General features: G+C 58.6%; 11 protein-coding genes. 5 read left to right on the top strand and 6 right to left on the bottom strand.

Annotated elements, in window-relative coordinates; translation table 11 throughout:
* Nucleotide 1: 1 nt before the first annotated feature.
* Entirely contained in the window at nucleotides 2-652 is a 651-nt protein-coding gene (locus SERAS12_RS20145; protein WP_013814310.1) for a DsbA family protein, read from the bottom strand.
* An 83-nt stretch (nucleotides 653-735) separates the two neighbouring features.
* Nucleotides 736-1,620 carry an MBL fold metallo-hydrolase gene (locus tag SERAS12_RS20140; RefSeq protein ID WP_013814309.1) on the bottom strand — a complete coding sequence of 295 codons (885 nt, stop codon included), beginning with the start codon at nucleotides 1,618-1,620 and terminating at the stop codon, nucleotides 736-738.
* A 110-nt stretch (nucleotides 1,621-1,730) separates the two neighbouring features.
* Between SERAS12_RS20140 and SERAS12_RS20135 the strand changes: the two genes are divergently transcribed.
* Complete coding sequence (locus SERAS12_RS20135; protein ID WP_013814308.1) at nucleotides 1,731-2,639, top strand: LysR family transcriptional regulator; 909 nt, start codon at nucleotides 1,731-1,733, stop codon at nucleotides 2,637-2,639.
* 316 nt (nucleotides 2,640-2,955) lie between these two features.
* Complete coding sequence (locus SERAS12_RS20130; protein ID WP_013814307.1) at nucleotides 2,956-4,110, top strand: MFS transporter; 1,155 nt, start codon at nucleotides 2,956-2,958, stop codon at nucleotides 4,108-4,110.
* Here the strand turns inward: SERAS12_RS20130 and SERAS12_RS20125 are convergent.
* Nucleotides 4,100-5,023, bottom strand: a complete 924-nt coding sequence (locus SERAS12_RS20125) for a LysR family transcriptional regulator (RefSeq protein WP_013814306.1) — start codon at nucleotides 5,021-5,023, stop codon at nucleotides 4,100-4,102. The two genes, SERAS12_RS20130 and SERAS12_RS20125, sit on opposite strands and share 11 nt — an antisense overlap.
* A gap of 136 nt (nucleotides 5,024-5,159) precedes the next feature.
* Here SERAS12_RS20125 and lysA point away from each other — a divergent pair, with 136 nt between their 5' ends.
* Complete coding sequence (gene lysA, locus SERAS12_RS20120) at nucleotides 5,160-6,422, top strand: diaminopimelate decarboxylase (RefSeq protein WP_013814305.1); 1,263 nt, start codon at nucleotides 5,160-5,162, stop codon at nucleotides 6,420-6,422.
* 28 nt (nucleotides 6,423-6,450) lie between these two features.
* Here the strand turns inward: lysA and SERAS12_RS20115 are convergent, their stop codons facing one another.
* Nucleotides 6,451-6,753: a helix-turn-helix domain-containing protein gene (locus SERAS12_RS20115; protein ID WP_013814304.1), complete on the bottom strand. Its 303-nt coding sequence runs from the start codon at nucleotides 6,751-6,753 to the stop codon at nucleotides 6,451-6,453.
* 55 nt (nucleotides 6,754-6,808) lie between these two features.
* On the bottom strand, nucleotides 6,809-7,819 hold the full coding sequence (locus SERAS12_RS20110; protein WP_013814303.1) for a LacI family DNA-binding transcriptional regulator: 1,011 nt from the start codon (nucleotides 7,817-7,819) through the stop codon (nucleotides 6,809-6,811).
* Between the two features lie 150 nt (nucleotides 7,820-7,969).
* Between SERAS12_RS20110 and SERAS12_RS20105 the strand changes: the two genes are divergently transcribed.
* Nucleotides 7,970-8,425 carry a GNAT family N-acetyltransferase gene (locus tag SERAS12_RS20105; protein WP_013814302.1) on the top strand — a complete coding sequence of 152 codons (456 nt, stop codon included), beginning with the start codon at nucleotides 7,970-7,972 and terminating at the stop codon, nucleotides 8,423-8,425.
* On the opposite strand, the gene galR is transcribed toward SERAS12_RS20105, so the two are convergent.
* Nucleotides 8,422-9,441, bottom strand: coding sequence for an HTH-type transcriptional regulator GalR (galR, locus tag SERAS12_RS20100; RefSeq protein ID WP_013814301.1), 1,020 nt, complete (start codon nucleotides 9,439-9,441; stop codon nucleotides 8,422-8,424). The genes SERAS12_RS20105 and galR overlap by 4 nt on opposite strands.
* Before the next feature lie 220 nt (nucleotides 9,442-9,661).
* On the opposite strand from galR, the gene SERAS12_RS20095 reads away from it, so the two are divergent.
* Nucleotides 9,662-11,920, top strand: a complete 2,259-nt coding sequence (locus SERAS12_RS20095) for a molybdopterin guanine dinucleotide-containing S/N-oxide reductase (RefSeq protein ID WP_013814300.1) — start codon at nucleotides 9,662-9,664, stop codon at nucleotides 11,918-11,920.
* The last annotated feature ends 453 nt before the right edge of the window (nucleotides 11,921-12,373 follow it).

Raw genomic sequence — 12,373 nt, 5'->3', positions numbered from 1 at the left:
ATTAAGCCCAGTTCACCGCGCCGCTCAACAACGCTTTCCAGGCATCAACGTTGCCCAAATAGTTGCCAGCCGGGATCTGGCGTAGCTGGCCTTCGCTGTCTTGCAGCGCAAAAGTCGGGAACCCCTGGCCCTGGACTTTGGCAAGAAACGCGCGGCTTTCCGCAATGTGCTGTGCGGTCGGCGCGCCAGCGTTAAAGCGCATCTCGGCAATGAACGGAGCCGAGGGCAGGCCCAGCTCTTTCGCCAGGGCTTCCAGCACCGGGGTATCGGCGATGCGTCGGCCTTCTTGATAATGCGCTGTCTGAATGCGGTGCAGCATATCCACCCCGCGTCCCCCCAGCGCTTCCGCCGCCAGAATCGCAGTAATCGGCGGCTCGGAGTCCATCACTGCCGTGGTATCACGCAGCAGCCCATTGAAATAAGCTTCACCGAAGGTCTGGCCGGTCAGCTCCGCAATGCGCTTGTCATGCGGAATCACATAGTTACGCCATTCGTCCGTGATCTGGCGGCGATTATTGCCGGTCATCATGCCGCCGGCGTGCAGGGCGACAGTCAACCCTGGAATGCTCTTGGCCGCCTTTACCAATGGCGCTGCGCCATAGCACCAGCCGCACAGCGGATCGAAAACGTAATGCAGAGTTGTACCGGTCATCTTTATTCCTCGTGATGTTCTGCGGCTTAACGCCGCAGAACATTGAGCCTGTCAAAGGCAATGTAGTTTGATTGGCGACGCGCTTATTGCGGCCACTTCATCTCGCCTTTCAGCACCTTGGCGCTCAGTTCCAGGCTAGATTCATCTTTCAGGTTCGGGTAATGCTTTTTCATTGCCGCAATCAGTGCCGCAGAATCTTTGGCTTTCGGCAGTTCAGCTTCCAGCGTAGTCAGGTAGTTCTGGGTGAAGGTCACGGATTCCAGCGTCTGTAGTGCGCCCGGCAGGAAGTGGCCAGGGACGACGACTTTCGGTTTCAGCGCCTTGATGCCTTCCAGCGTTTGCTGCCAGTGAGCGCGGGATTCCACGGTCTGGTTATCGGCGATCCACGGGTGGATATTGTCACCGGCTACCGGGACGCCGCCCACTACCGCTTTCAGTTCAGGGATCCACACGTAGGTGCGTTCCGGCGTTGGGCCGGTCAGGCCTTTCACTTCCACTTTCTGGCCGTCGATAGTGAAGCTATCACCCTGCAATGCCTGCGGAACCACTACCGCTTTAGGCGCGTTGTCTTTCAGGATTGGGCCCCAGTAAGCCATTTTGCCGTCTTTGGTGGCGTTGATTTCTTTGATCGTGTCCGGTGACGCGATGATTTTTGCCTGAGGGAACGCCGCTTTGATCACGTCCAAACCAAAGTAGAAATCCGGATCGGAATGGCTGATGTAGACGGTGGTCAGCTTCTTGCCGGTCGCTTTGATCTTTTTCACCAGTTCTTCGGCGTCGTTGCGTTGGAACTGGGCGTCGATCAGCGCCACTTCGTGTTTACCGCTGATGATTTCCGAAGAAACCGGGAACACGCTTTTCTCGCCCGGGTTGTACACTTCCATGGTCAGGGAGTCAGCCGCAGTGGCGAAGGTGCTTGCAGTGGCGATGCCGGCGAAAGCCAGGGTCAATAATGATTTCTTAAACATGGGCAGAGGTCCTTTTGGGTATCGGTTGTTGTTGTACAGATGTTAGGTTGCATAAAGCGTTAGAAAAACCGGATAATGAGCAATTATTCATTGCGTAAATCGGACGAATCATGGATCGCATTACCGCAGCAGAGGTTTTTATCACTATCGTTGATCGCGGCAGCATGATTGCCGCTGCGGAAACGCTGGAAATGTCGCGAGCGATGGTGACGCGCTATCTGGCGCAGATGGAGCAATGGGCCGGCGCGCGTTTATTGCACCGCACTACCCGTAAGCTTAGTCTGACTGACGCCGGAGAGCGCACTCTCGAACGTTGCCGACAGATGCTGGCGCTGGCGGGGGAGATAGATTTGGTCGAAGGCGAGCAAAGCGATGAATTGCGCGGTCTGCTGCGCATCACCTGTTCACAGTCGCTGGGCCAGACCGCGCTGGTGGGAGCGGTGGCCCAATACCTCAAACGTCATCCGCAGGTGGCGGTAGATTTGCAAATGAATAATCGGGCGGTGAATCTGGTGGAGGAGCGCATCGATCTGGCGCTGCGCATCACCAATGAGCTGGATCCCAATCTGATCGCCCGACCACTTTCTTCCTGCGCGTCGGTGGTGTGCGCTTCCCCGGCTTATCTGGCAGCGCACGGCACGCCGCGCCATCCGCAGGATTTGGCGCTGCACAACTGCCTGACTTATTCCTACTTCGGTAAAAGCCTGTGGCATTTTGATGCTCAGGGCGTGAAGTCGGCGGTGGCGGTCAGCGGCAACCTCAGCGCCAACGAATCGGTGGTGCTGATGGCGGGGACGGTGCAGGGTGCCGGCATTTCCATGCAGCCTTATTATTCGGCGGCGCCCTTGCTGGTAAGCGGTGAACTGATAGAACTGATGCCGGATTATCGGCCGCAGTCGATGGGGATTTACGGCATTTATACCTCGCGTCGCCAAATGCCTGCCACCTTGCGAACCATGCTGGATTTTCTGGTGGAGTGGTTTGCCAATGATCCCGCCTGGCGGGCGACGCTGCGCTGATATCGTTAACAGGGTAGCAACATTTTTACACATTTTTCATCGTCAGCGCATTCAAGCGTTTAGCGGGCGGATCGGGGCGTTTTGTGCTCAAAGGTAGCTTTGTCACTGGTTTTCTCGTCGGTCACCGTGCTATTTCTGTAGCGTGAAAAGAGCGAATAAGACTTAATAATTATAGGGTTAAGAAAATAACCCACAGATTGAGCAACATCTCTGACCCTTTTTCGCGGGCAGCCTGTCAGGCTGTCCGGCAATTCCGTGAGTTTTTACCGGCCCCGTGCGCCTGATGCCGGGGCTTTGTCGACTGGGAGCGTTACACATGCCTGTTTCTCTGCTTGCACTGGCGTTAAGTGCATTTGCCATTGGCACCACCGAGTTTGTGATTATGGGGCTGCTGCCTGAGGTGGCGGGGGATCTTCAGGTCTCAATCCCTTCAGCCGGCTGGCTGATCAGCGGCTATGCCCTCGGCGTGGCGATAGGTGCGCCGATCATGGCGCTGCTGACGGCGAAGCTGCCGCGCAAGAATACGCTGCTGTTGCTGATGGTGATTTTTATCTTCGGCAATATCATGTGCGCGCTGGGTTACAGCTACGATTTCCTGATGCTGGCTCGCATTGTCACCGCGTTGTGCCACGGCGCGTTCTTCGGCATCGGCGCGGTGGTGGCCGCCAATCTGGTACCGCCGAATCGCCGTGCTTCTGCGGTGGCGCTGATGTTCACCGGCCTGACGTTGGCCAACGTACTGGGGGTGCCGCTCGGCACCGCTCTGGGGCAGGCATTGGGCTGGCGCTCCACTTTCTGGGCGGTGGCGGTCATCGGCGTGCTGTCCTTGTTGGCGTTGTACAGCAAGCTGCCGGCGGGGGAGGATGAGGTGCCAACCGATCTGAAAAAAGAGCTGGCGGCCCTGCGCGGCGGCGGCATCTGGCTTTCGTTGCTGATGACGGTAGCTTTTGCCGCGTCGATGTTTGCGCTGTTTACCTATATCGCGCCGTTACTGACCGAGGTGACCGGCATTTCGTCGCACGGGGTGAGCTGGACGCTGTTGCTGATGGGGGTCGGTCTGACGCTGGGTAACATCGTCGGCGGCCGTTTGGCAGACTGGCGTTTGCCGGTTACGCTGACCTGCACGTTTCTGGTGATTGCCTTCTTTGCCGCGCTGTTCAGTTGGACCAGCCATTCCATGGTGCCGGCGGAAATGACCCTGTTCCTGTGGGCGGCTGCGGCGTTTGCCGCCGTGCCGGCGCTGCAGATCAACGTCGTGACCTACGGTAAAAAAGCACCGAACCTGGTTTCCACGCTGAACATCGCCGCGTTTAACGTGGGCAATGCCATTGGTGCCTGGGTAGGCGGCGTGGTGATTGCACAGGGCCTGGGGCTGACCAGCGTGCCGCTGGCCGCCGCGGCGATTGCTCTGCTGGGGTTGGTGCTGTGTCTGGTGACTTTCAGCCGAGCCAAACGGCCGGCTAGCGCTTAATCACTGCGGCCAGGCGGGCGGGGAGATTCTCGGCCTGCTGCTGCAAATGCTGAATGAAGGCCGTGACCAGCGCCGAGGAAGGGCGGTGCAGCGGCCGGATCAGGCTGACGGTAAAAGGCACTTCAACGCTGAACGGCCGTACGTGCACGCCGCTGTTGGCGTAATCGAGCGCCGTCAGCGGATTGACTATCGACAACCCCACGCCTTCTTTCACCATGGCGCACACCGATGCTGCGCTGTGGGTTTCCATGACCAGACGGCGCTTAACGCCCTCCTCATTGAACAGCGAGTCGAGCAACTGACGGTAGCTGTCGGTGCTCGACAGGCTGATAAAGTTTTGTCCGTCGAAGTCTTGTGGTGTCAGCACTGTTTTCGCCAGCAGCGGATGCCCGGCCGGCAATACGCACACCTCGTTCAGCGTCATCAACGTCATCCGCTCGGTGCCTGCCGGGGTCAGGGTGTTTTCCGTCAGGCCCAAATCGTGGCGCTGCGCCGACAGCCACTCTTCCAACAACGGCGACTCCTGCGGTATCACGCTGAAACTGACTTCCGGGTAGCGATCGATAAAGGGCTTGCACACCACCGGCAGCAGCGACTGCGAGAATACCGGCAGGCAGGCAATGGAAAGCTGCGCCTGCTGGAACTGGCGGATACCTGCAGCGGCGTTGACGATGCGTTCCAGGCCGTAATAGGAGCGCTGCACCTCTTCGAACAGCCGCAGGCCCTGCACCGTCGGGTATAAACGTCCGCGCAGCCGATCGAACAGCTGTAGCTGGATCAGCTTCTCGAAGCGGGCAAGTTCGCGGCTGACGGTGGGCTGCGAGGTTTGCAACAGCGCTGCCGCCTCGGTCAGATTGCCGGTGGTCATCACCGCATGGAAAATTTCAATCTGGCGCAGGGTAATCGCGTGCATCGGCACACTCCATGAACGGGCAAGTCCATATCATAAATGAATAGACTTCGGCTAAATAGATATTTTCCACACAAGAGAGAGTGCGGCACTATTGATGACATTACTTCAGCCACATTTTTGATCCGGGAACATCACCATGCCACGCGCTTTGCACGACACGACTACTGCCCTCAATGCCGCTAACCTGCTGGCCTTGCCTCAGCGTTTTGGTTGCCCGGTATGGGCCTATGATGCCGCTATCATCAGCGAGCGCATCAGCCAGTTGCGCCATTTTGACGTGATCCGTTTTGCCCAAAAGGCCTGCTCGAATATTCATATTCTGCGCCTGATGCGCGAACAGGGCGTCAAGGTGGATTCTGTCTCGCTGGGCGAGATTGAGCGTGCGTTGCAGGCCGGTTTTCAGCCGGGCGGTGAGCCAAGCGACATCGTGTTTACCGCCGATGTGCTGGACCACGCGACGCTGGCGCGCGTCAGCGAATTGAAAATCCCGGTGAACGTCGGCTCGATCGATATGCTGGATCAACTGGGCCAGGTTTCCGTTGGTCATCCGGTGTGGTTGCGTATCAACCCGGGCTTTGGCCACGGCCATAGCCAGAAAACCAATACCGGCGGCGAGAACAGCAAGCACGGGATTTGGTATGCCGATTTGCCGCAGGCGGTGGTAAAAATTCAGCAATACGGCCTCAAGCTGATCGGTGTGCATATGCATATCGGTTCGGGCGTGGATTACCAGCATCTGGAGCGCGTGTGTGACGCTATGGTGCAGCAGGTGATCGATCTGGGTCATGATATCAGCGCGATTTCTGCCGGCGGCGGGCTGTCGATCCCCTATCAATACGGCGAAGAGGCGATTGATACCGAACACTATTTTGGCCTGTGGAACAGTGCACGCGAGCGCATTGCCGCCCATTTGGGCCACCCGGTGAGCCTGGAGATCGAGCCTGGTCGCTTCCTGATGGCGGAAGCCGGGGTGTTGGTCGCCGAAGTGCGTGCGGTGAAAGACATGGGCAGCCGCCACTTTGTGCTGGTGGACGCCGGTTTTAACGATTTAATGCGTCCGGCGATGTATGGCAGCTATCACCATATTTCTCTGCTGCCGGCCGATGGCCGCAATACCGAGCATCAGCCGTTGCGCGACACCGTGATTGCCGGGCCGCTGTGCGAATCCGGCGACGTGTTCACCCAACAGGCCGGTGGCGGCATTGAAACCCGCGAGTTGCCGCCGGTGCAGGTCGGCGACTATCTGGTTTTCCATGATACCGGCGCCTATGGCGCTTCGATGTCTTCAAACTACAACAGCCGTCCGCTGCTGCCGGAAGTGTTGTTCGAGAAGGGTGAGCCACGGCTGATCCGCCGGCGGCAGACCATTGAAGAGTTGATTGCGCTGGAACTCATCTGATACCGACGGGCGCAGCGCTGCGCCCATCTCAGAGTGTCATCCGCCGATGCTGGCCGTTGGGCAGCTCAACCTCTAACGAAAGCCTGCCGCCCATGGCTTCAATGTAGCGTTTCAGTGAAGAGAGTTTGATTTCGCTACCGCGCTTTTCCAGATTAGCGACCGATGGCTGGCTGATGCCAAGCCGTTTCGCCAGTTCTACCTGAGACACCGCAAGTTCTTCCCGCAGCATCGCCAGTCGCAATTCAAAAATTTCTTTCTCCGCCTTTTGCCGGGCTGCCGCAACGACGGTGGGATCGAGTTTATCTATCAAATTTGATAAAGGCTTGGCCATATGCGTTACCTCTGGGTTGCCAGATGCTGTGAACAGCGTTTTGCGCCCAAGAATCTCAACCGGCGTAGGGGCCTGGAGCCACGGAGTCACGCAGCCGAAGTTCGCCGGTGAACGGGGAAAGCGAGGGGAGGTTTTCGCCATTGATCAGGCGGAAAGCCTGGCTGATAGCCGCTTCGATCATCACGTCTATCGGCAGGTAAACGGTGGATAGCGCGGGTTGCAAATAGGCGGCGCTGGGTTCGTCGTCAAAACCGAATAGCGAGACGTCCTGCGGCAGGCGCTTGCCCGCTTCATGCAACGCTTTCATCGCACCGACGGCCATATCGTCGTTGCAGGCGAAGAGTGCACTGAAGCCGGTATCGCCGGCCAGCAGGTTGCGGCTGCCCTGATAGCCGCTTTGCACGCTGCTGTCGCCATAGGCCACGCGGGCATCGTCGAAGGCAATCTTGTGATGCTCAAGCGCTTGTTGATAACCCGCCAGCCGCGCCTGGGCAGTGGGGGTGGCGATAGGGCCGGTGATGCAGGCGATCTCGCGGTGCCCTTGCCGAATCAGATAATCCACCGCATGGAAGGCGGCCTGCTGCTGTTCGAAGAAAACACAGCGCGTACGCGCCTGCGGCAAATCGCGATTGATCACCATGATCGGTACCGGCAGGCTGTCCAGCAGGGCCATTAACGCCGATTCGGACATGAAACGGGTATAGAGAATGATCGCGTCGCAGCGGCGATCGGCCAACAACTGCACTGCCTGCAGTTCATCTTCCGGCGTATCGTGACCATCGGTGACTATCAGGTGCTTGCCGCTGGCCTCGATAAGCTTGGCGGCCTGGCGCAGCAAACGCCCGAAATAAGGGCCGTCGAAGTTGGATACCACCAGCCCAATGCTGTTGGAGCTTTTGTTCGCCAGCGACTGGGCGAGGAAGTTCGGGCGGTAACCCAGTTCGTCCATCGCTTTGAATACCGCGTCGCGGGTGCTTTTTTTCACCTGGCCGGTGCCATTTAACACGCGTGAAACCGTGGCTTTAGATACCCCAGCGCGAAGGGAAACATCCAACATGGTGATCATCAGTGGCTAACCCCTTTTCAACATCCGCTGCGGCAAATAACGCTCAGTTTAGCATAGGGTTAGCCCTTGGCCGCGGGGCTTTTTGCCATCGGGTTTACGCGGTGACGGAACGGCACTAGACTGCTCTCGGGCAACGAGAGGAAGCGGAATATGATTAACATTGTGCCTTTGGCGGATTACCCGCAGCATCTGCAACAGGTGGTCGACTGGCAATGGCGGGCGTTCGGCAACGAAAACAGCCGGGCATTTTTCGCCAGCGTGGTAGAAAGCGGCCTGCGGGGAGCGGATTTACCGATCACCTTTATCGCGTTGCAGGGGGAGAAGCTGGTGGGCACCGTCGGTCTGTGGCGCTGTGATCTGATCAGTCGCCAGGATCTGACCCCCTGGCTGGCGGCGCTGTACGTGGATGAAAGCCAGCGCGGCAGCGGTCTTGGCCTGAGGTTGCAACGACACGTGCAGGACTACAGCCGGCGCGCCGGCTTCAGTGAACTCTATCTGTACAGCGATTTCAACGGCTATTACGAACGCCACGGCTGGCATTATATTGGCGACGCGCTGGATTACCCTGACCGCCCGGTGCGATTGTACCACCGGGCACTGGTTTAATTCTGCTCGTAAACGTTATTGATGCTGGCGACCGAATGGCGCCGTACCAGCGTCGGGCTGAACATGTTGGTGATCTCCGGCAGAGGCTGGTTGTTGGCCAGCGCCAGCGCCAGTTCGGCAGCCTGGGTCGCCATGGCGACCACCGGATAGCGGATGGTCGTCAGGCGTGGCCGCAGGTAGCGTGAAATCAGCACGTCATCAAAACCGATCAATGACATTTGGGCCGGTACGTCCACACTGTTGTCGCTCAACACCGAGAGCGCGCCGGCGGCCATTGAGTCGTTATAACAGGTCACTGCGGTGAAGTGCTTGCCGCGCCCGAGCAACTCGGTCATCGCCTGTTCACCGCCAATTTCGTCCGGCTCACCGTAGGCTATCAGTTTTTCATCCACCGCAATGCCATGCTCCTGCAACGCGTCGAGATAGCCTTGCAACCGGTCCGCTGCGTCGGAAATCTGGTGGGTGGAGCAGACGATGGCAATGCGCTGATGCCCCTGCTGGATCAAATGGCGGGTGGCCAACCAGGCACCATAACGGTCGTCCAGCGCCACGCAGCGTGCCTCGAAGCCCGGCAGCGTGCGGTTTATCAGCACCATGCCCGGTATCTGCTGCATCCAGCCGCTCAGTTCGTTATCGGTCAGTTTTTTGGCGTGAACCACCAGCGCGGCACAGCGGTGCCGTACCAGCTGTTCAATCGCCTGACGCTCTTTTTCAGCCTCGTGGTAACCGTTGCCAATCAGCAGGAAGTTGTGGGTGGCGTAGGCCACCTGTTCCACTGCCTTGACCATGGCACCAAAGAAGGGGTCGGAAACGTCGGACACGATAAGCCCAAGCGTTTCGGTCGATTGCTGCGCCAGCGCGCGGGCGTTGGCGTTAGGGTGGTACTGCAGTTGTTCCATCGCCGCCAGCACCGCAGTGCGCGAAGTTCCGCTGGCTTTCGGGGAATTGTTTATCACGCGAGACACCGTGGCCACGGAAACACCCGCCAGCCTGGCAACATCCTTTATCGTAGCCATATCTGTAATACATCCTGGGTAATCGCTTACATTCCCCAGTTTTGCGGAAAAAGCCCGGGGCTGCAAGCGGTGGTGATCGCAACTTGTGGCGGCCGTTGCAGATATGAGCGATTTAATGTGCGCTTAGGGCCGCAGGGTACAGTGATAGAGCAATTTGTGCTTTGAAACCGCGCGTCGGCTGATGTTACTTTTGTGCATCTATTGATTGCCCGAGAACCTCATGTCCATTAAACGTTACCCGCAACTCGCACACTGGGGGGCGTATACCGCCGTGGTTGAAGACGGCAGGCTTATCCGCTGTGAGCCTTTCGCCGACGATCCGGATCCTTCCCCACTGCTCGATTCCATCGCGCCAATGGTCTATTCCGACAAGCGTATCCGCAAGCCGGCGGTGCGCCGTTCCTGGTTGCAGAAACGCGAAGGTAGCGACCGTACGCTGCGTGGCCGGGAAGATTTTGTGGAAGTGGACTGGGATCTCGCCCTTGATCTGGTTGCGGAAGAAAACCGCCGCGTGCGCGATCGTTACGGCCCTTCAGGCCTGTTTACCGGCTCTTATGGCTGGTCATCCGCCGGGCGCCTGCATCACGCGCGCTCGCTGGTGCGGCGTTTTTATTTCAGCGGCGGCGGTGGCGTTGACCAACTGGGCAATTACAGCTGGGGCGCGGCGCAGTTTTTCCTGCCGTACGTGATCGGCACCTTTACCCCGCTGACCGGGCGCGTGACCAGTTGGCCGAGCGTGGTCGAACACTGCGAACTGTTTGTCGCCTTCGGTGGGCTGGCGTTGAAAAATGCCCAGGTATCCTCCGGCGGCGCAGCGGAGCATACGCTCAAACCCTGGCTGCAGAAGCTGGCGCAGAAAGGCACCCCGGTGATCAACATCAGCCCGATGCGCGATGACTGCCCGGCGTTTGTGAATGCCGAATGGATCCCGATCCGCCCCAACACCGACGTGGCGTTGATGCTGGCGCTGGCGTATGAAATTCAGCGCCGGGGCGCGCAGGATGAGGCTTTCCTCTATAGCCATTGTGTGGGTTACGACCAGTTGGCGGATTATCTGCGCGGCACGGACGACGGCGTGGCGAAAACGCCGGAATGGGCCAGTGCTATCACCGGTATTCCGGCGGCGCGCATCAGCCTGCTGGCGCAGCAATTGATCGGCGTACGCAGCTTTATTACCTGTTCCTACTCGGTTCAGCGCGCCCATCGCGGCGAACAGCCGTATTGGATGATGATCGCCCTGTCGGCGATGCTCGGCCAGGTCGGCCTGCCGGGCGGCGGATTCTCGTTTGGGCACGGCTCAATGAACGGCGTCGGCAACCCGCGGGTGGATACGCCGGGGCCAATGATGCCGGTGGGTAACAATCCTTGCGGGCTGGCGATCCCGGTAGCGCGCATCTGCGACATGTTGCTGCAACCCGGCGAACCTTACTCGTTCCGTGGGGAAACGCTGCATTATCCGGATATTCATCTGGTTCACTGGGCTGGCGGCAACCCGTTCCATCACCATCAACAGCTGAACCGGTTGGTGGAAGGGTGGCAAAAACCGGATACGGTGATTGTGCAGGATATCTGGTGGACGCCGGCGGCGAAGATGGCGGACATCGTGCTGCCAGTCACTACCTCGCTGGAGCGCAACGATATCGGTGGCTCATCGCGCGATCGCTATGTGCTGGCGATGCATCAGGCGATAGCGCCGCAGCATCAGGCGCGCAATGACTTTGATATTTTCGCCGATCTGGCGGAGCGGCTCGGTTACCGTGAACAATTCACCGAAAACCGTGGCGAACGGGCATGGATCGAATCCATCTATCAGCAGTGCGGGCAGGCGCAGGCGGGTACTGGCGTCGAGTGGCCGGAGTTCGCGGATTTCTGGCGTAAAGGCCACGTAGAGCTGCCGGCACCGGCGAAGGAGTTTGTGTTCTTCGACGGTTTCCGTGCCGATCCGCAGGCCAATCCATTGCAAACCCCAAGCGGCAAAATTGAGTTGTTCAGCGAGAAAATCGCCGGTTACCGTTATGCGGATTTTGCTCCGCATCCGCAGTGGCAACCGCCGGTTGAATGGTTGGGCGCGCCGCAGGCCAAAGAGTGGCCGCTACACCTGATTTCCATCCAGCCGGGTGACCGTCTGCACAGCCAGATGGATCCGGCGCCGTTGGCGCAGGGCAATAAAACGGCGGGCCGAGAGACGCTGTATATGCACCCGGAGGATGCGGCAACGCGTGGTATTGCCGAGGGGGCCGAGGTGCAGGTCAGCAATGCGCGCGGCAGTTGCCTGGCGGGCGTTGCCATCACTGATGGCGTCACTCGCGGCGTGGTGCTGATGGCCACCGGAGCCTGGTTCGACCCAGGTTTTGGCGCGCAGCGCCTGGCGGTGGAGCAGTCCGGCAACCCGAACGTTTTAACGCTGGATATCGGCACCTCGCCGTTGACTCAGGGGCCGAATGCCATGAGCTGCCTGGTTGAGGTAAGCGCACGGTAAACATCTACGTCTTATGGATCCCGAATTGCCGCCAGGCGACGGGGCTGTTCATCTCCAGCCAGGGGAGGGCGCGCGGCATGCTGCGCCCACGTTAATCGGGCGCGTATATCTGCCCGTGACCCTAACAAGAGTGCAGCCAACAACGCTGAAGCTTGAAAGGCGATGGGTATACACCGCTGGTTACACTTTGCGCCCTAATGTTGCGATTGCCCGCTGGCTGGTTTTCGACGCAACGGGGTAAATTGAATGTCCCAGAGGTATTGATTGGTGAGTTTCAACAACTCGTGTGTTGAACCCATATTAATTGCACCAACCTACGCAGATGCGTAGGTTTTTTTTTGCCTGACGCCCTCCCAGCCCGCCTGCGCAGGATTCGATTTTGTCTCCTTCCTACCCCAGGATTATTTAAGTTTCATTGAGTTATTTCCATAAAATGCGGGAAATTTACAGCTG

It is taken from the genome of Serratia sp. AS12, assembly GCF_000214195.1.
GTDB lineage: Bacteria > Pseudomonadota > Gammaproteobacteria > Enterobacterales > Enterobacteriaceae > Serratia > Serratia plymuthica.
This window is presented reverse-complemented; position numbering and strand designations above follow the sequence as displayed.

Coding starts and splice junctions, on each gene's coding strand:
- SERAS12_RS20145 (WP_013814310.1), bottom strand. CDS start 652: ATGACCGGTACAACTCTGCATTACGTTTTCGATCCGCTGTGCGGCTGG.
- SERAS12_RS20140 (WP_013814309.1), bottom strand. CDS start 1,620: ATGTTTAAGAAATCATTATTGACCCTGGCTTTCGCCGGCATCGCCACT.
- SERAS12_RS20135 (WP_013814308.1), top strand. CDS start 1,731: ATGGATCGCATTACCGCAGCAGAGGTTTTTATCACTATCGTTGATCGC.
- SERAS12_RS20130 (WP_013814307.1), top strand. CDS start 2,956: ATGCCTGTTTCTCTGCTTGCACTGGCGTTAAGTGCATTTGCCATTGGC.
- SERAS12_RS20125 (WP_013814306.1), bottom strand. CDS start 5,023: ATGCACGCGATTACCCTGCGCCAGATTGAAATTTTCCATGCGGTGATG.
- lysA (WP_013814305.1), top strand. CDS start 5,160: ATGCCACGCGCTTTGCACGACACGACTACTGCCCTCAATGCCGCTAAC.
- SERAS12_RS20115 (WP_013814304.1), bottom strand. CDS start 6,753: ATGGCCAAGCCTTTATCAAATTTGATAGATAAACTCGATCCCACCGTC.
- SERAS12_RS20110 (WP_013814303.1), bottom strand. CDS start 7,819: ATGATCACCATGTTGGATGTTTCCCTTCGCGCTGGGGTATCTAAAGCC.
- SERAS12_RS20105 (WP_013814302.1), top strand. CDS start 7,970: ATGATTAACATTGTGCCTTTGGCGGATTACCCGCAGCATCTGCAACAG.
- galR (WP_013814301.1), bottom strand. CDS start 9,441: ATGGCTACGATAAAGGATGTTGCCAGGCTGGCGGGTGTTTCCGTGGCC.
- SERAS12_RS20095 (WP_013814300.1), top strand. CDS start 9,662: ATGTCCATTAAACGTTACCCGCAACTCGCACACTGGGGGGCGTATACC.